Annotated in this window: 15 protein-coding genes; 7 read left to right on the top strand and 8 right to left on the bottom strand. The window is 67.5% G+C overall.

Annotated features, from left to right (window positions below; genetic code table 11):
• The first annotated feature begins 115 nt into the window (after positions 1 to 115).
• From car (G6N57_RS23355) to G6N57_RS23365, 3 genes are all read left to right on the top strand, one after another.
• A complete protein-coding gene (gene car / locus G6N57_RS23355; RefSeq protein ID WP_077739185.1) occupies positions 116 to 3,619 on the top strand; it encodes a carboxylic acid reductase in 3,504 nt (1,167 codons plus the stop codon).
• A 171-nt stretch (positions 3,620 to 3,790) separates the two neighbouring features.
• Positions 3,791 to 7,258: a carboxylic acid reductase gene (gene car / locus G6N57_RS23360; RefSeq protein ID WP_077739184.1), complete on the top strand. Its 3,468-nt coding sequence runs from the start codon at positions 3,791 to 3,793 to the stop codon at positions 7,256 to 7,258.
• An 84-nt stretch (positions 7,259 to 7,342) separates the two neighbouring features.
• Positions 7,343 to 7,804, top strand: coding sequence for an SRPBCC family protein (locus G6N57_RS23365; protein ID WP_077739183.1), 462 nt, complete (start codon positions 7,343 to 7,345; stop codon positions 7,802 to 7,804).
• A 36-nt stretch (positions 7,805 to 7,840) separates the two neighbouring features.
• On the opposite strand, the gene G6N57_RS23370 is transcribed toward G6N57_RS23365, so the two are convergent.
• The 4 genes from G6N57_RS23370 to ruvC are packed head-to-tail and all read right to left on the bottom strand — an operon-like array spanning position 7,841 to position 10,438.
• Positions 7,841 to 8,227: a DUF1304 domain-containing protein gene (locus tag G6N57_RS23370; RefSeq protein ID WP_077739182.1), complete on the bottom strand. Its 387-nt coding sequence runs from the start codon at positions 8,225 to 8,227 to the stop codon at positions 7,841 to 7,843.
• Positions 8,228 to 8,232: 5 nt separating this feature from the next.
• Complete coding sequence (ruvB, locus tag G6N57_RS23375; protein ID WP_077739181.1) at positions 8,233 to 9,288, bottom strand: Holliday junction branch migration DNA helicase RuvB; 1,056 nt, start codon at positions 9,286 to 9,288, stop codon at positions 8,233 to 8,235.
• Entirely contained in the window at positions 9,288 to 9,872 is a 585-nt protein-coding gene (gene ruvA, locus G6N57_RS23380; protein WP_077739180.1) for a Holliday junction branch migration protein RuvA, read from the bottom strand. Before ruvA ends, ruvB begins: the two co-directional genes overlap by 1 nt.
• The gene (ruvC, locus tag G6N57_RS23385) at positions 9,869 to 10,438 is read right to left on the bottom strand and encodes a crossover junction endodeoxyribonuclease RuvC (protein ID WP_036444679.1); all 570 of its coding nucleotides are present in this window, start codon (positions 10,436 to 10,438) and stop codon (positions 9,869 to 9,871) included. Before ruvC ends, ruvA begins: the two co-directional genes overlap by 4 nt.
• A 94-nt stretch (positions 10,439 to 10,532) precedes the next feature.
• Between ruvC and G6N57_RS23390 the strand changes: the two genes are divergently transcribed.
• Entirely contained in the window at positions 10,533 to 11,192 is a 660-nt protein-coding gene (locus tag G6N57_RS23390) for an SDR family oxidoreductase (protein ID WP_097926462.1), read from the top strand.
• Here the strand turns inward: G6N57_RS23390 and G6N57_RS23395 are convergent.
• From G6N57_RS23395 to G6N57_RS23405, 3 genes are all read right to left on the bottom strand, one after another.
• A complete protein-coding gene (locus G6N57_RS23395; RefSeq protein WP_133118394.1) occupies positions 11,161 to 11,562 on the bottom strand; it encodes a hypothetical protein in 402 nt (133 codons plus the stop codon). The two genes, G6N57_RS23390 and G6N57_RS23395, sit on opposite strands and share 32 nt — an antisense overlap.
• Complete coding sequence (locus G6N57_RS23400) at positions 11,562 to 12,317, bottom strand: YebC/PmpR family DNA-binding transcriptional regulator (protein WP_065460385.1); 756 nt, start codon at positions 12,315 to 12,317, stop codon at positions 11,562 to 11,564. Before G6N57_RS23400 ends, G6N57_RS23395 begins: the two co-directional genes overlap by 1 nt.
• A 77-nt stretch (positions 12,318 to 12,394) precedes the next feature.
• Positions 12,395 to 12,718 (bottom strand): hypothetical protein, encoded by a 324-nt coding sequence (locus G6N57_RS23405; RefSeq protein WP_077739177.1) that lies wholly within the window; start codon positions 12,716 to 12,718, stop codon positions 12,395 to 12,397.
• Between G6N57_RS23405 and G6N57_RS32125 the strand changes: the two genes are divergently transcribed.
• The 3 genes from G6N57_RS32125 to G6N57_RS23420 are packed head-to-tail and all read left to right on the top strand — an operon-like array spanning position 12,717 to position 14,184.
• Positions 12,717 to 12,884, top strand: a complete 168-nt coding sequence (locus G6N57_RS32125; RefSeq protein ID WP_234815862.1) for an aldehyde dehydrogenase family protein — start codon at positions 12,717 to 12,719, stop codon at positions 12,882 to 12,884. The genes G6N57_RS23405 and G6N57_RS32125 overlap by 2 nt on opposite strands.
• A 24-nt stretch (positions 12,885 to 12,908) precedes the next feature.
• Complete coding sequence (locus G6N57_RS23415) at positions 12,909 to 13,301, top strand: carboxymuconolactone decarboxylase family protein (RefSeq protein ID WP_077739176.1); 393 nt, start codon at positions 12,909 to 12,911, stop codon at positions 13,299 to 13,301.
• Positions 13,294 to 14,184, top strand: a complete 891-nt coding sequence (locus G6N57_RS23420; protein WP_077739175.1) for an NAD(P)-dependent oxidoreductase — start codon at positions 13,294 to 13,296, stop codon at positions 14,182 to 14,184. The genes G6N57_RS23415 and G6N57_RS23420 overlap by 8 nt, the downstream gene beginning before the upstream one ends.
• On the opposite strand, the gene G6N57_RS23425 is transcribed toward G6N57_RS23420, so the two are convergent.
• Positions 14,159 to 16,051: an ArnT family glycosyltransferase gene (locus tag G6N57_RS23425; protein ID WP_077739174.1), complete on the bottom strand. Its 1,893-nt coding sequence runs from the start codon at positions 16,049 to 16,051 to the stop codon at positions 14,159 to 14,161. The genes G6N57_RS23420 and G6N57_RS23425 overlap by 26 nt on opposite strands.
• Positions 16,052 to 16,065 lie beyond the last annotated feature (14 nt).

Here is a 16,065-nt window from a genome sequence, read left to right on the forward strand (position 1 = left end):
ATTGACAGCTAGATAGCTGGTTTTCCGGAAATAAGTTTAGTTTCACTAACGTAGTAGTTCGGTAGCGCAACGTCGCGCCGGTGATTAATTCAGCTATCTGTAAAGAGGGTTCTTGATGTCGTTTGATACTCGTGATGAGCAACTGGCGAGCCGTATCGCCGATCTGACCGCCACCGATCCACAGTTCGCCGCCGCGATTCCCAGCGACACCGTCACCGCCGCCGTCGACGCCCCCGGCCTGCTTCTGCCGGAAATCGTCCAGACCGTCCTTGAGGGCTACTCCGAGCGACCCGCGCTGGGCGAACGCGCCCTCGAGTTCGTCGCCGACCCGGCCACGGGACGCACGACCGCGCGCCTGCTCCCCCGGTTCGACACCATCAGCTACGGCGAGCTCTGGCAACGGGTCCGTGCCCTCGCCGCAGCCCTGCACGCCTCCGGCGTCGTGACCGGCGACCGCGTCGCGATCCTTGGATTCACCAGCGCCGACTACACCGTGATCGACACGGCACTCGGCCAGCTCGGTGCGGTGTCGGTCCCGCTGCAGACCAGCTCCTCGCCCGAGGCGCTGGCGCCGATCGTGACCGAGACCGAACCGCGGGTGATCGCCGCGAGTGTCGACCACCTCGCCGACGCCGTCGAGCTGGCGTTGACCGCCCACGCTCCGGCCCGAGTGCTCGTCTTCGACCACCACCCCGAGATCGACGATCACCGCGACGCCGTGGCCTCTGCCGCCGAGCGACTGATCGGCTCCGCCGTCGTGGTCGAAACCTTGGCCGAACTGCTGGACCGCGGAGATGAACTGCCGACGCCGCCGGCCCCGGAGTCCGACGGCACCGATCCGCTCGCGTTGCTGATCTACACCTCGGGAAGCACCGGCGCGCCCAAGGGCGCGATGTACCTGCAGAGCTCGGTCGCCAAGTTCTGGCGCCGCAACAGCAAGGCCTGGCTCGGACCGGTGAGTTCGGCGATCAACCTGAGTTTCATGCCGATGAGCCACGTGATGGGTCGCGGCATCCTCTACGCCTCGCTCGCCGCAGGCGGCACCTGCTATTTCGCGGCTCGTAGCGATCTGTCGACACTCCTGGAGGACCTCGCGCTGACGCGGCCCACCGAGCTGAATTTCGTTCCGCGCGTGTGGGAGATGATTCACAGCGAGTACCAGAGCCGGGTCGATCAGCGCCTGGCCGAGGCAGGCCAGGACCGTGCGGCCATCGAGGCCGAGGTATTGGCCGAGGTGCGGGACAAGGTCCTCGGCGGACGCTTCGTCGCGGCGATGACCGGCTCGGCACCCATTTCACCCGAGCTCAAGACCTGGACTCAGGACATGCTGGGCATTCACCTGCTGGAGGGGTACGGCTCGACCGAGGCCGGCATGGCCCTGTTCGACGGTGTCGTCCAGCGTCCCCCGGTGCTCGACTACAAGCTCGTCGACGTCCCGGATCTGGGCTACTTCAGCACCGATCAGCCTCACCCGCGCGGCGAGCTGCTGATCAAGACCGAGAACCTGTTCCCCGGCTACTACAAGCGTCCCGAGGTCACCGCGTCGGTGTTCGACGAGGACGGCTTCTACCGGACGGGCGACGTCGTCGCCGAGGTCGGGCCGGACCAGCTGCGCTACGTCGACCGGCGCAACAACGTGCTCAAGCTCGCCCAGGGCGAGTTCGTCACGCTGGCCAAGTTGGAGGCGGTGTTCGGCAACAGCCCACTGGTGCAACAGATCTACGTGTACGGCAACAGTGCACAGCCCTATCTGCTGGCCGTCGTGGTGCCCACCGACGCAAGCGTTTCGAAAGAGGCGATCAGCGAATCCCTGCAAGAAGTCGCCCGCGAAGCCGACCTGCAGTCCTACGAGATCCCGCGCGACTTCATCGTGGAGACAACGCCTTTCAGCCTGGAGAACGGCCTGCTGACCGGCATCCGCAAGCTGGCGTGGCCGAAGCTGAAGGCGCATTACGGCGAGCGGCTGGAGCAGTTGTACGCCGATCTGGCCGAGACGCAGGCCGCTGAACTGCGAGCGCTGCGTACCGGGGCGGCCGACGCCCCGGTGCTGGAGACCGTGAGCCGGGCCGCCGGTGCGTTGCTCGGTGCCGCGGCATCCGACCTGGGACCCGATGCCCACTTCACCGATCTGGGTGGCGATTCGTTGTCGGCGTTGACGTTCGGCAATCTGCTCCGCGAGATCTTCGACGTGGATGTGCCGGTCGGCGTGATCGTCAGCCCGGCCACCGACCTGGCCGGCATCGCTGCGCACATCGAAACGCAGCGCAGCGGATCCAAGCGTCCGACCTACGCGTCGGTGCACGGCAGGCACGCCGCTGAGGTCAGTGCCGCCGATCTCACCCTGGACAAGTTCCTCGACGCGGACACCCTGGCCGCAGCGCCGAACCTGCCCAAGGCCCCGTCCGAGGTGCGGACCGTGCTGCTGACCGGCGCCACCGGCTTCCTGGGCCGCTACCTGGCCCTGGAATGGCTCGAGCGCATGGATCTGGTCGACGGCAAGGTCATCGCCCTGGTCCGCGCCAAGTCCGACGAGGAGGCCCGCGCCCGGCTCGACGCCACCTTCGACACTGCTGGACCTAACAGCGACGGCGACGCGAAACTGCTTGCGCACTACCAGGATCTGGCCGCCGACCACCTGGAGGTGATCGCCGGCGACAAGGGCGAGGAGAACCTCGGCCTGGATCGGCAGACCTGGCAGCGCCTGGCCGATGAGGTCGATCTGATCGTCGACCCGGCCGCCCTGGTCAACCACGTGCTGCCCTACAGCGAGCTGTTCGGGCCCAATGCCCTCGGCACCGCCGAGCTGATCAAGATCGCGCTCACCACGAAGATCAAGCCGTACACGTACGTGTCGACCATCGGCGTGGGCGATCAGATCGAGCCGGGCAAGTTCGTCGAGAACGTCGACGTGCGCGAGATGAGCGCGGTCCGCAAGATCAACGACGGCTACGCCAACGGCTACGGCAACAGCAAGTGGGCCGGTGAGGTCCTGCTGCGCGAGGCCAACGACCTGTGCGGGCTGCCGGTCGCGGTGTTCCGTTGCGACATGATCCTGGCCGACACCACCTACTCCGGTCAGCTCAACCTGCCCGACATGTTCACCCGGATGATGTTCAGCCTCGTCGCCAGTGGTATCGCGCCGAAGTCCTTCTACGAGCTCGATGCCGACGGCAACCGGCAGCGTTCGCACTACGACGGGCTCCCGGTGGAGTTCATCGCCGAGGCCATCTCGACGCTGGGCGGTCAGTCCGTGGAGAGCTTCGAGACGTACCACGTGATGAACCCCTACGACGACGGCCTCGGCATGGACGAATTCACCGACTGGCTGATCGAGGCCGGCTATGCGATCGAGCGTATCCCTGACTACGGGCAGTGGATCCAGCGCTTCGAGAGCACCCTGCGGGCCCTGCCGGACAAGCAGCGTCAGGCCTCGCTGCTGCCGCTGCTGCACAACTACCAGAAGCCCGAGCGGCCGATGCTGGGCGCCCTGGCCCCGACGGATCACTTCCGGGCCGCGGTGCAGGAAGCCAAGATCGGGCCCGACAAGGACATCCCCCACGTCAGCCCGGCGGTGATCGTCAAGTACATCACCAACCTGCAGCAGCTCGGCCTGCTCTGAGTTCCCCGCGCGCCCGTCCCACACCGCTGTGGGACGGGCGCGTGTCGGGCGTGACGCATCTCGCACCTTCGGCGCTGGCATCTCGAAATATAATTAGTTTTACTAACGTAGTAATCAGTAGGCGCGACAAACGTGCCGACCATATTTTTTTGATTTGCTCAGGGGACCGATATGACCACCGAAACACGCGAGGACCGGCTCCAACGCCGCATCGCACATCTGTATGACACCGATTCACAGTTCGCCGACGCCCGCCCCAGCGACGCCGTCAACGCCGCCGTGGCCCAGCCCGAACTCCGGTTGCCCGCCGTCGTCAAAGGGATCTTCACCGGGTACGCGGACCGCCCCGCCCTCGGGCAGCGGGCCGTCGAACTCGTCACCGACGCTGCCGGCCGCACCTCGGCCCGGCTGCTCCCCCGATTCGACACCATCACCTACCGGCAGCTGGGAGACCGCGTCCAGGCGGTGACCAACGCCTGGCACAACCACCCGGTGAAGCCAGGCGACCGTGTCGCCATCCTCGGGTTCACCAGCGTGGACTACACCACCATCGACACCGCCCTGATCGAGCTCGGCGCCGTGTCGGTGCCGCTGCAGACCAGCGCCCCGGTCACCACCCTGCGGCCCATCGTCGCCGAGACCGAACCGACCGTGATTGCCGCGAGCATCGACTTCCTCGACGACGCAGTCGAATTGGTGAAGTCCGGACCGGCACCCCACCGCCTCGTGGTGTTCGACTACCGGCCCCAGGTCGACGCGCAGCGTGAGACCTTCGAAGCCGCCAAGGCAGCCCTGGCAGGCACCGGCGTCGTCGTCGAACCGTTGGCCGACGTCCTCGACCGCGGACGCTCACTGGCCGACGCCCCGCTCTACACCCCGGGTCAGCCCGACCCGCTGACCATGCTGATCTACACCTCCGGCAGCACCGGCACCCCGAAGGGCGCGATGTACCCGGAGAGCAAGGTCGCCAACATGTGGCAGCTGGCCTCGAAGGCCACCTGGGACGAGAACCAGGCCGTCCTGCCCGCGATCACCCTCAACTTCATGCCGATGAGCCACGTCATGGGCCGCGGCATCCTGATCGGCACGCTCAGCTCGGGCGGTACCGCGTATTTCGCTGCGCGCAGCGACCTTTCGACGTTCCTCGAGGACCTGGCGCTGGTGCGGCCCACTCAGCTGAGCTTCGTGCCGCGCATCTGGGACATGCTGTTCCAGGAGTACCAGAGCCGACTCGACCGTAGTGGCGCCCCCGAAGACGAGGTGCTCGCCGAGGTTCGCCAGGATCTGCTCGGCGGGCGGTTCGTCTCCGCGATGACCGGCTCCGCGCCGATCTCCGCCGAGATGAAGACCTGGGTGGAGCGCCTGCTCGACATGCACCTGCTGGAGGGTTACGGCTCGACCGAGGCCGGTTCGGTCTTCGTCGACGGCCAGATCCAGCGTCCGCCGGTGATCGACTACAAACTGGTCGACGTCCCGGATCTCGGCTACTTCCGCACCGATCAGCCCCACCCCCGCGGTGAGCTGCTGGTGAAGTCCGAGCAGATGTTCCCCGGGTACTACAAGCGCCCCGAGATCACCGCCGAGATGTTCGACGAGGACGGGTACTACCGCACCGGTGACATCGTCGCCGAACTCGGACCGGACCACGTCGAGTACCTCGACCGGCGCAACAACGTGCTGAAGCTCTCACAGGGCGAGTTCGTGACGGTCTCCAAGCTGGAGGCGGTCTTCGGAGACAGCCCGCTGGTGCGACAGATCTTCATCTACGGCAACAGCGCCCGCTCCTATCTGCTCGCCGTCGTGGTGCCGACCGACCCGGCCGTCTCGAAGCAGGCGATCAGCGATTCCCTGCAGGACGCGGCGCGTGCCGCCGGCCTGCAGTCCTACGAGGTGCCTCGCGATTTCATCGTGGAGACAACGCCTTTCAGCCTGGAGAACGGTCTGCTGACCGGTATCCGCAAGCTGGCCCGCCCCAACCTGAAGAGCCACTACGGCGAGCGGTTGGAGCAGCTCTACACCGAGCTGGCCGAGGGCCAGGCCAACGAGCTCAGTGAACTGCGCCGCAGCGGTGCCGACGCCCCCGTGCTCGACACCGTGAGCCGGGCCGCCGGGGCCTTGCTGGGTGCCGCGGCATCCGATCTCGCGCCCGACGCCCACTTCACCGATCTGGGCGGGGATTCGTTGTCCGCGTTGACCTTCTCGAATCTGCTGCACGAGATCTTCGAGGTGGATGTGCCGGTGGGCGTGATCGTCAGCCCGGCCACCGACCTGGCCGGTATCGCCGGCTACATCGAAGGCCAGCGCCACGGGTCCAAGCGCCCGACCTACGCGTCGGTGCACGGCCGGGACGCGACCGAGGTGCACGCCGCCGACCTGACGTTGGACAAGTTCCTCGACGCCGAAACCGTGGCCGCAGCGCCGAACCTGCCCAAGGCTCCGGCCGAGGTCCGCACTGTGCTGCTGACCGGCGCCACGGGCTTCCTGGGCCGCTACCTGGCCCTGGAATGGCTCGAGCGCATGGACCTGGTGGACGGCAAGGTCATCGCCCTGGTCCGCGCCAAGAGCGACGCCGAGGCTCGCGCGCGCCTTGATGCCACCTTCGATGTGGGTGACGCGAAACTGCTTGCGCACTACCAGGAATTGGCTGCCGACCACCTGGAGGTGATCGCCGGCGACAAGGGCGAGGCCGATCTGGGTCTCGACCACGACACCTGGCAGCGACTGGCCGATGACGTCGATCTGATCGTCGACCCGGCCGCCCTGGTCAACCACGTGCTGCCCTACAGCCAGATGTTCGACGCGAATGCCCTCGGCACCGCCGAGCTCATCCGCATCGCGCTCACCACCAAGATCAAGCCGTTCATCTACGTCTCGACGATCGGTGTGGGCTGGGGCATCAAGCCCGGCGAGTTCGTCGAGGATGCCGACATCCGGGTGATCAGCCCGACCCGGCAGGTCGACGATTCCTACGCCAACGGCTACGGCAACAGCAAGTGGGCCGGTGAGGTCCTGTTGCGTGAGGCCAACGACCTGTGCGGGCTGCCGGTCGCGGTGTTCCGCTGCGACATGATCCTGGCCGACACCACGTACTCGGGCCAGCTCAACCTGCCCGACATGTTCACCCGGATGATGCTGAGCCTGGTGGCCACCGGCATCGCGCCCGGTTCGTTCTACGAACTCGACGCGGACGGCAACCGCCAGCGGGCCCACTACGACGGGCTCCCGGTGGAGTTCATCGCCGAGGCCATCTCGACGCTGGGCGTGCATGTCACGGAAGGGTTCGAGACCTACCACGTGATGAACCCCTACGACGACGGCCTGGGCCTCGACGAGTTCACCGACTGGCTGATCGAAGCCGGTTACCCGGTGCACCGCATCGACGACTACGGCCAGTGGTTGCAGCGCTTCGAGACCGCGTTGCGCGCGCTGCCGGACAAGCAGCGTCAGGCCTCCCTGCTGCCACTGCTGCACAACTACCAGAAGCCGTCGCAGCCTCTGCTGGGAGCTGCCGCGCCGACCGACCGGTTCCGGGCGGCGGTGCAGGAAGCCAAGATCGGGCCCGACAAGGACATCCCCCACGTCAGCCCGGCGGTGATCGTCAAGTACATCACCAACCTGCAGATGCTCGGGTTGCTGTAACAGACTTCCCCACAAGGGAAGAATCCCCTGAGCGGCCGCGGTCCTTATCCAGGACCGCGGCCAATCAGTATGTAGCGTGGCGGCATGGGCAGCACCCGGGTCGCCGGCCACGTCAACGCGCCCCGCGCTGCGGTCTATCGGGCGCTCGTCGACGCCGAGGCTATCGCGGCGTGGCGGGTTCCGGCCGGAATGCGCAGCGAGGTCCACGAATTCGATGCCCGGGAGGGCGGAACGTTCCGCGTCTCGCTGCATTACGACTCACCGGACGCCGTCGGAAAGTCCAGCGCCCACACCGACACCTATCACGGCCGCTTCGTCGAGCTGGTGCCCGATGAGCGGGTCGTCGAGGTGCTGGAGTTCGAGAGCGACGATCCCGCCATGGCCGGCGAGATGACGATGACGACGACGTTGCGCGATGCGGAAACCGGCACCGAGGTCCTGATTCAGCACGACGGGATCCCTGACGCCGTCGATCCGGCGGACAACGAGACGGGCACCCGGATGGCCCTGGCTGCGCTGGCCGAGTGGGTGGAAAACCGCAGCTAGTCGAACCCGCGGCCAATCAGTTTCCGCGAGCAGTCATCAAATGGCGAGCCCGATCACGAGCAACACCACCGCGATGAGCGGGAAGATGCCCTGGGTGATCGCCGCCCGCGCCTTGTCGGGCGAGCTGGTCAGCAGCACCACCGCGGCCGCCAGCATCGAACCGACACCGGCGAACACGAGGGCGGCCCCGACCGCGTTGTGCCCCAGGCCGACCGCGACGATGCCGACCACCGTGACCATCGCGAGGAAGAGGTTGTAGAAGCCCTGGTTGAAGGCGAGCTCCTTGGTGGCCTGCGCCTCCTCCGCACTGGTGCCGAAGGTGGCGCGGGTGCGCGGTGAAGTCCAGGTCAGCGACTCCATCACAAAGATGTAGACATGCAGGGCCGCAGCGAGCGCGGCGAACACCAGACCGGCGATGACCATACGGTCTATTCAAACAGCCCGGGCTGCCCCAGTCCGGTAACCGGCGGTTGCAGACCGAGGTGCGTCCACGCCAATGGCGTGGCCACCCGGCCCCTCGGCGTGCGGGCCACCATGCCGGCACGCACCAGGAAGGGCTCGCAGACCTCCTCGACCGTGGTCGCCTCTTCGCCTACCGCCACGGCCAGCGTCGACACCCCGACCGGGCCGCCCCCGAAGCTGCGGGTGAGCGCGGACAGCACTGCGCGGTCCAGGCGGTCGAGGCCGAGCTCGTCGACGTCGTAGACCTCCAGCGCGGCCTTGGCGATGTCGCGCGTGATCACGCCGTCGGCGCGGACCTCGGCGTAATCCCGGACCCGGCGCAGCAGCCGGTTGGCGATGCGTGGCGTGCCTCGGGAACGCCGGGCGATCTCGGTGCCGGCCTCGCCGCCCAATTCGATACCCAGGATGCCGGCCGACCGGGCCAGGACCCGCTCGAGCTCGACCGGTTCGTAGAAGTCCATGTGCGCGGTGAACCCGAACCGGTCGCGTAGCGGACCGGTCAGCGCTCCGGACCGGGTGGTCGCCCCCACCAGGGTGAAGGGCGCGACTTCGAGCGGGATCGACGTGGCGCCAGGGCCTTTGCCGACCACCACGTCGACGCGGAAGTCCTCCATGGCCAGATAGAGCATTTCCTCTGCCGGCCTGGCGATGCGGTGGATCTCGTCGATGAACAGCACGTCGTGCTCGACGAGGTTCGACAGCATGGCGGCCAGGTCGCCGGCCCGCTCCAGTGCGGGGCCGGAGGTGAGCCGCAACGAGGAGCCCAGTTCGGCCGCGATGATCATCGCCAGCGAGGTCTTCCCCAGCCCGGGCGGACCGGACAGCAGGATGTGATCGGGTGTGCCACCGCGGTTCTTGGCACCCTCGATGACCAGTTGCAGTTGCTCGCGCACCCGGGGCTGACCGATGAACTCCCCCAGCGAGCGCGGGCGCAGGCTGGCGTCGATATCGCCTTCACCGACAGTCAGTGCCGGTGAGACCTCCCGGTCGTCGGGCTCCTCGGCGTCGTCGAACCGACCCATTACTTCTTACCCAACATGGACAGTGCAGCCCGCAGCGCGGAAGCCGTGGTGGCCTCGGGATCGTTGGCCAGCACCTTGTCGGTGGCCTCCTCGGCCTGTTTGGCCGCAAAGCCAAGTCCGACAAGGGCTTCCACCACCGGTGCCCGCACCGCGTGACCCGTGAACCCGGAGGTCCCGGGGGTGACCGGACCGATCTTGTCGCGCAGCTCCAGCACCATCCGCTCGGCACCGCGCTTGCCGATGCCGGGAACCCGGGTCAATGCCGTGACATCGCCGTCGGCCAGGGCCTGCCGCAGGGCCTGCGGGTCGTACACCGCCAGTGTCGCCAGCGCGATCTTGGGGCCGACGCCGGAGACGCCCAGCAGCGTGAGGAACAGGTCGCGGGCATCGCCGTCGCCGAACCCGTAGAGCGTCATCGAATCCTCGCGGACGATCATCGCGGTGATCAGCCGGGACTCGGCGCCACGGCGCAGGTTGGCCAGGGTCGACGGGGTCGCCATCACCTTGTAGCCGACGCCGGCGGCCTCGATCACCGCGTGGTCGAGGGCGATGTCGATGACCTCACCGCGCACCGAGGCGATCATGCCCGGCCCGCTTTCGCGGTGGCCTTCAGCCGGGCCTGATATTTGCGGCGCTGTTCGGCGGCCAGCGCCTCGGCGGCGGCCATCCGCGCGATCATCGGCGCCCGCCAGCAGTGGCAGATGGCCAGAGCCAGCGCATCGGCGGCGTCCGCCGGGGTCGGCTTGGCTTGCAGGGCAAGAATTCTGGTGATCATCTCGGTGACCTGCGCCTTGTCGGCGCGACCGTTACCGGTGACCGCCGCCTTCACCTCCGACGGGGTGTGAAAATGCACCTCGATGTCGCGGCGGGCCGCGGCCAGCGCGATCACCCCACCGGCTTGAGCCGTGCCCATCACCGTCGACACGTTCTGCTGCGCAAAGACCCTCTCGATCGCGATCACGTCGGGCCGGTGGGTGTCCATCCAGTACTCGGCGACATCGCTGATCTCGAGCAGGCGCTTCTGCAGCGGCGCATCGGCCGGGGTGCGGACCACGTCCACATCCAGCGCGGTGACCTGCCGACCGCGACCGCTCTCGACCACCGACAGGCCGCAGCGTGTCAGCCCGGGATCCACTCCCATCACCCGCACACGAACCCCTTCGTCAGAACATCTGTTCGAGAGCCTAGCGTGAGCCGGCGACAGTCAGCCGCAGGGACACGCTCAGATCCGTAGGGTCGGAACCATGCGCGTAGTGATAGCCGGCGGGCACGGCAAGATCGCCCTGATCCTTGAACAGTTGTTGTCCGCCCGCGGCGACGAGGTGGCCGGGCTCATCCGGAACCCGGCCCAGGCCGCCGATCTGCAGGCAGCCGGGGCGGAGGCCGTCGTGCTGGATCTGGAACAGGCGTCGGTGGACGAGGTCGCCGTCGCCCTGCGCGGCGCCGACGCCGTCGTGTTCGCCGCGGGCGCCGGGCCCGGCAGCGGGGCGGCGCGCAAACAGACCGTCGACCGGGATGCCGCGATTCTGCTGGCCGATGCGGCCGAGGCCGCGGGGGTGAGCCGGTACGTGATGGTCTCGGCCCTGGCCGCCGACGACCGGTCGCTGGACGCGAACTACGACGAGGTGTTCCTGGCCTACATGCGGGCCAAATCCGAGGCCGACGCCGATGTGCGGGCCCGGACCGGGCTGCACACCACGATCGTGCGGCCCGGTGGCCTCACCGACGAGCCGGGCACCGGGACCGTGACGGTCGCCGAGTCGACCGGCCGCGGCACGATCCCCCGCGCCGACGTCGCCCGCGTGTTGCTCGCCGTCCTGCACGAGCCGGGGACCGCCGGGCGGACGTTCGAGGTGATCTCGGGTGAGACGCCTATCGACGCAGCGCTGCACCCGATGCGATGAACGACTTGATCTGATCGATGCGGGCGTTGGTCGCGTCCCACCCGCGCACGGCTTCCTCGCCGACGACCTTGTGGTCACGGCGGATCACGATGATCCACGGCGTGCCGAACAGTGACCGGGCCAGTACCCACAACGGCAGCAGGAGCAGCAACAGCAGGAACTCCGCGGCCACCAGCAGCGCCAACACCAGGGCCGGGATCAAGAGCACCACGAGGGCGATGTTCAGCACGATGCTGATGATGTCGTCCCCGTCGCTGACCGACGTGTCGCCAAAACCCCAGTCGTCGGGCATCTTTCGGCGCGGACGCCACGGCAACCAACGCCGTCGGACCGTCCACTTGACGCCCTCAGGGTCGAGGACGCTCGCCACTACTCCTCGTCGAGCTGCGCGGCGACGTCGTCGGGGATGTCGATGTTGGTGTAGACCTCTTGCACGTCGTCGCTGTCTTCCAGCGCGTCGACGAGCTTGAGCACCTTGCGGGCGCCTTCGAGATCCACGGGCACGGTGACCGACGGCTGGAAGCTCGCCTCCGCGGAGTCGTAGTCGATGCCGGCGTCCTGCAGCGCGGTCCGCACCGCGACCAGGTCGGTCGGCTCACAGATGATCTCGAACGAGTCGTCGAGGTCGTTGACCTCTTCGGCGCCGGCCTCCAGGACGGCCATCAGCACGTCGTCCTCGGTCAGGCCGTTCTTCTCCAGTGTCACCATGCCCTTGCGGGAGAACAGGTAGGCCACCGAGCCCGGGTCGGCCATGTTGCCGCCGTTGCGGGTCATCGCGACGCGGACCTCACCGGCGGCCCGGTTGCGGTTGTCGGTCAGGCATTCGATGAGCACGGCGACCCCGTTGGGGCCGTAGCCCTCGTAGGTGATGTTCTGCCAGTCGGCGCCACCGGCCTCTTCACCGCCGCCACGCTTGCGGGCCCGCTCGATGTTGTCATTGGGTACCGAGCTCTTCTTGGCCTTCTGGATGGCGTCGTAGAGCGTGGGGTTACCGGCCGGGTCTCCCCCGCCGACACGTGCCGCGACCTCGATATTCTTGATCAACTTGGCGAACATCTTGCCGCGCTTGGCGTCGATGACGGCCTTCTTGTGCTTGGTGGTGGCCCACTTGGAATGGCCGCTCATGCAGGTACGCCCCTTTTCCGGTTAAAACTCCGGCTCTCCAGTCTACGTGGCCGGTCCCACCGCGCTCGATACGACGCCTACAGCGCCTGCAGCAGGACCATCGTCGTGGCCGCCGCGGCGCCGCACAGCACCGGCCAGTACCAGATGTGCCAATGCCGCCAATGCCCGATCGCCATGCCGATCGGCGCGAGAATCACGGTCGCCAGGGTGAGCACCGCCCAACCGGCCACGGTCGCGGCCTCGTCGGCCTGTCCGGGAGCCGCCCCGCTGAAGCCGACGGGAAAGATCGCGGCGAACGCCAGCAGCACGGCGATCAGGCCGACCAGGGCCCATACGGCCCAACTCATCACCGACTCGACGACACCTGGCCTCCGGACCGAGGTTGGCGACGACGCGGACATGCCCGGAGCGTACGCCGGTACGCGGGCAGCGGATGACGTTGTTGATGGCGGGTCCGCCGTCGAGCTACGGTTCGGCGGATTCAAGAAGTCCGGGTACGGCCGCGAGAAAGGTTATGGGGCACTCGATGCCGTGACGGCCACCAAGACTGTCGTGGTGGCGCGGTAATCCACGAACTACGGGAAGAGACGCATGGATCAAGATACGTACGACAAGGGGTTGGCGATCCGCACGGCGGTCCTCGGTGAGGAGTATGTCCGCAAGGCGGCAGGCAACGTCGACGCCTTCTCGAAGCCGCTGCAGGACCTGGTCACCGAATACTGCTGGGGCGCGGTCTGGGGCCGGGATGGTCTGGAGCTGAAAACCCGCAGCATGCTCAACCTCGCGATGATCGCGGTCCTCAACCGGCCGAACGAGCTGAGCACACACATCCGCGGCGCCCTCACCAACGGCGTCACCCGGGAGGAGATCTGCGAGATCTTCCTGCAGGTGGGTATCTACGCGGGCATCCCGGCCGCGGTCGACAGCTTCCGGCTGGCCCGCGCCGTGTTCGCCGAACTCGACGAGAGCCCGGCAGATGACTGAGGCGATCGGCTTCATCGGGTTGGGCAACATGGGGTGGCCCATGATGGACCGGCTGCTGTCGGCGGGATTCCCCGTGCTGGCCTTCGATGTGCGCGAGGATGTTCTGGCCAGGGCGACCACTCTGGGTGCCCAACCGGCCGACTCGGTGCGGTCGGTCGCCGAGCGCGCCGAGACCGTGCTGGCGAGTCTTCCCACCCCACAGGTGTCCGAAGCAGTGGTGGCCGAGGTTGCCACCGGTTCGACGGTGCGGCGCTTCGTCGATCTGTCGACAGTGGGAGGTCAAGCCGCACAACGCAATCACGCCGCCCTCGGCGCCAAGGGGATCGCGGCGCTCGACAGCCCGGTCAGCGGCGGGATGCACGGCGCCCAGGCCGGCACCCTGGCCATCATGGTGTCGGGACCGCGCAGCGAGTTCGATTCGCTGGCACCGGTCTTCGAGGTACTCGGCCGGGCCATCTTCGTTTCCGAACAGCCCGGCGCGGCACAGACCATGAAGCTGATCAACAACCTGATGGCCGCCACCACGCTGGCCGCCACCGCCGAGGTGATGGTGATGGGCGTCAAGGCGGGTCTGAGTGCCGACGTGATGATCGACGTACTCAACGCCGGATCCGGTGGCACGCACGCCAGCCGCGACAAGTTCCCGCGAGCGGTGCTCCCCCGCACGTTCGACTATGGGTTCGCCACCGGCCTGATGGCCAAAGACGTCCGGCTCTACCTCGATGAGGCCACCACCCTCGGCCTCCCGGTGCAGATGGCCGAGACCGTGCAACGGATCTGGGAGCACACGCTGCATGCCGAGGGCCCCGAGTCCGACTTCACCTCCGTCATCAAACCGATGGAAGAGGCTGCAGGCGTCACTGTCGAGGGAGGGCCCCGGTGAGCGGTGCCCGCAGGTCGTACACCGTGTCCGAGCCGACCTTGGTGGAGGTGAAGTTCGCTTTCACCCAGTCGGCGATGTCGGTGTGGGAGTTGATGCCGAAGAAGCCGCCGTGGTCGTTCTTGGGCTCCGGGAGGATGTAGTAGGTGATCTGCCGGTCGGCGACGTAGGTCTGGAACTGCTCCAGCGTCGGCGCCGGGTCGGTTCCGGTGAAGCCGCCGATCGCCATTACCGCTGTGTCGGTGGACAATTCGAGGGCCGCCGCGGCACCGGACCGGTTGATGGCCGCCGACCAGGTGGTGTTGGCGCCGCGCAGCATGGCGTTCACCTCGGCATTGTCGGAGTTCCATCCATGGTTGTGGTTGCCGTCGGGATCGGCCGGCCCCACACTCGGACCGCCTCCGGTGTGCGACTGCCCCAGGGTGGCCACCGTGTACGCGGTCGGTCCGGCCAGACCACCGATCAGCGCGAGCGTCAGCGCGCAAGTGGCGGTGGCGCGATTTCCCGCCCGCAGCGCCCACAACAAGGCGATCGTGGCCGCGACCGCCACCACCACGATCGCCCACCGCAGCGGTGGCAGCCACGACCCATTGCGGCCGAGAATCCAGAAGCCCCACCCTGCAGCGCCCAGAAGCATTGCGGCCAAACCGATCTGCCCAAACCGATCCTCACGCCGGCGCCACATCTCGGCGACACCGATCGCGAACATCGCCGCCAGCGCCGGCGCCAGCGACAAGCAGTAATACGGGTGGACCATGCTCTTCATGAAACTGAGGACCACGCCGTCGATCAGTAGCCAGCTGCCGAACAGGATGGCTCCGGCACGTACCAGGTCGGTCCGGGGCCGGCCACGCCTCGAGAGCAGCACCAGCACCACGGCGAGCAGACCGGCCGGCAGCAGCCACCCGATTTCGAAACCGAACTCGCCGGTGAACAGGCGGGGCAAGCCCTGAGCTTGATCACCCCAGCCACCGTGGTGCGCACCGGCGGGAACCACAGGGTCGACGTCGTTGTGCGTGCCGTAATGGTTGTGCCCGAGCACCCGGCCGAATCCGTTGTAGCCCAGCACCAGGTTCATGAAGTTGTTGTCGGTGGATCCGGCGAGGTAGGGCCGCGAGGAGGCCGGCCACAGCAGGGTGAGTATCACGAACCATCCGGCGGAGACGAGAAACGCCGCCAGCGAACCCGCCAGGTGCAGCAGGCGTACCCGCATCGGCACGGTCGCGGCGACCAGGTACACCAGGGCGATGGCCGGCATGGCCATCAGGCCTTCGAGCATCTTGGCCAGGAACGCGAACCCCAGCGCTACACCGACCAGCACCAGCCACCGGGCACCGGAACCCTGCAATGCGCGGACCGTGCAGTACGCGGCGGCAGTCATGAGCAGCACCATCGCGGCATCGGGGTTGTTGAACCGGAACATCAACGCCGCCACCGGCGTCAGGGCCAGCACGGCACCGGCCAGCAGGGCCGCGCGCGGACCGCCGATGCGGCGGACCGCACCGTAGAGCAGGGCCACCGAACCGACGCCCATCAGCGCCTCGGGGATCAGCATGGCGGCGCTGCTGAACCCGAACAGCTGACCGGACAGGCCCATCACCCACTGGGACACCGGCGGCTTGTCGACGGTGATGAAATTGGCCGGATCCAGCGATCCGAACAACAGCGCCTTCCAGCTCAGTGACCCCGCCCAGGCCGACGCCGCGTAGAACTGGTTGCCCATGCCGTTGACGGTGATGTTCCACAGGTAAGCCAGGGCGGTGGCGACCAGCAGAGCGGGCAGCGCCAGGCGCTCACGAGCGATCGGCGGAGTGCTGCGCGGGGCTTCGAGGGCAGGCTCGGCGGAGGCATCCTCCAACGTCGTCGTCACACGACCATTAAGTC

The sequence above is a fragment of the Mycolicibacterium boenickei genome (assembly GCF_010731295.1).
In the GTDB taxonomy this organism is placed as follows: domain Bacteria; phylum Actinomycetota; class Actinomycetes; order Mycobacteriales; family Mycobacteriaceae; genus Mycobacterium; species Mycobacterium boenickei.

Bases quoted from the DNA above. Each gene is read 5' to 3' on its own strand.
- G6N57_RS23415 (WP_077739176.1), top strand. From the start codon at position 12,909: ATGGATCAAGATACGTACGACAAGGGGTTGGCGATCCGCACGGCGGTC.
- car (WP_077739184.1), top strand. From the start codon at position 3,791: ATGACCACCGAAACACGCGAGGACCGGCTCCAACGCCGCATCGCACAT.
- ruvB (WP_077739181.1), bottom strand. From the start codon at position 9,288: ATGGGTCGGTTCGACGACGCCGAGGAGCCCGACGACCGGGAGGTCTCA.
- G6N57_RS23405 (WP_077739177.1), bottom strand. From the start codon at position 12,718: ATGTCCGCGTCGTCGCCAACCTCGGTCCGGAGGCCAGGTGTCGTCGAG.
- G6N57_RS32125 (WP_234815862.1), top strand. From the start codon at position 12,717: ATGCCCGGAGCGTACGCCGGTACGCGGGCAGCGGATGACGTTGTTGAT.
- G6N57_RS23365 (WP_077739183.1), top strand. From the start codon at position 7,343: ATGGGCAGCACCCGGGTCGCCGGCCACGTCAACGCGCCCCGCGCTGCG.
- ruvA (WP_077739180.1), bottom strand. From the start codon at position 9,872: ATGATCGCCTCGGTGCGCGGTGAGGTCATCGACATCGCCCTCGACCAC.
- G6N57_RS23390 (WP_097926462.1), top strand. From the start codon at position 10,533: ATGCGCGTAGTGATAGCCGGCGGGCACGGCAAGATCGCCCTGATCCTT.
- G6N57_RS23420 (WP_077739175.1), top strand. From the start codon at position 13,294: ATGACTGAGGCGATCGGCTTCATCGGGTTGGGCAACATGGGGTGGCCC.
- G6N57_RS23370 (WP_077739182.1), bottom strand. From the start codon at position 8,227: ATGGTCATCGCCGGTCTGGTGTTCGCCGCGCTCGCTGCGGCCCTGCAT.
- car (WP_077739185.1), top strand. From the start codon at position 116: ATGTCGTTTGATACTCGTGATGAGCAACTGGCGAGCCGTATCGCCGAT.
- G6N57_RS23400 (WP_065460385.1), bottom strand. From the start codon at position 12,317: ATGAGCGGCCATTCCAAGTGGGCCACCACCAAGCACAAGAAGGCCGTC.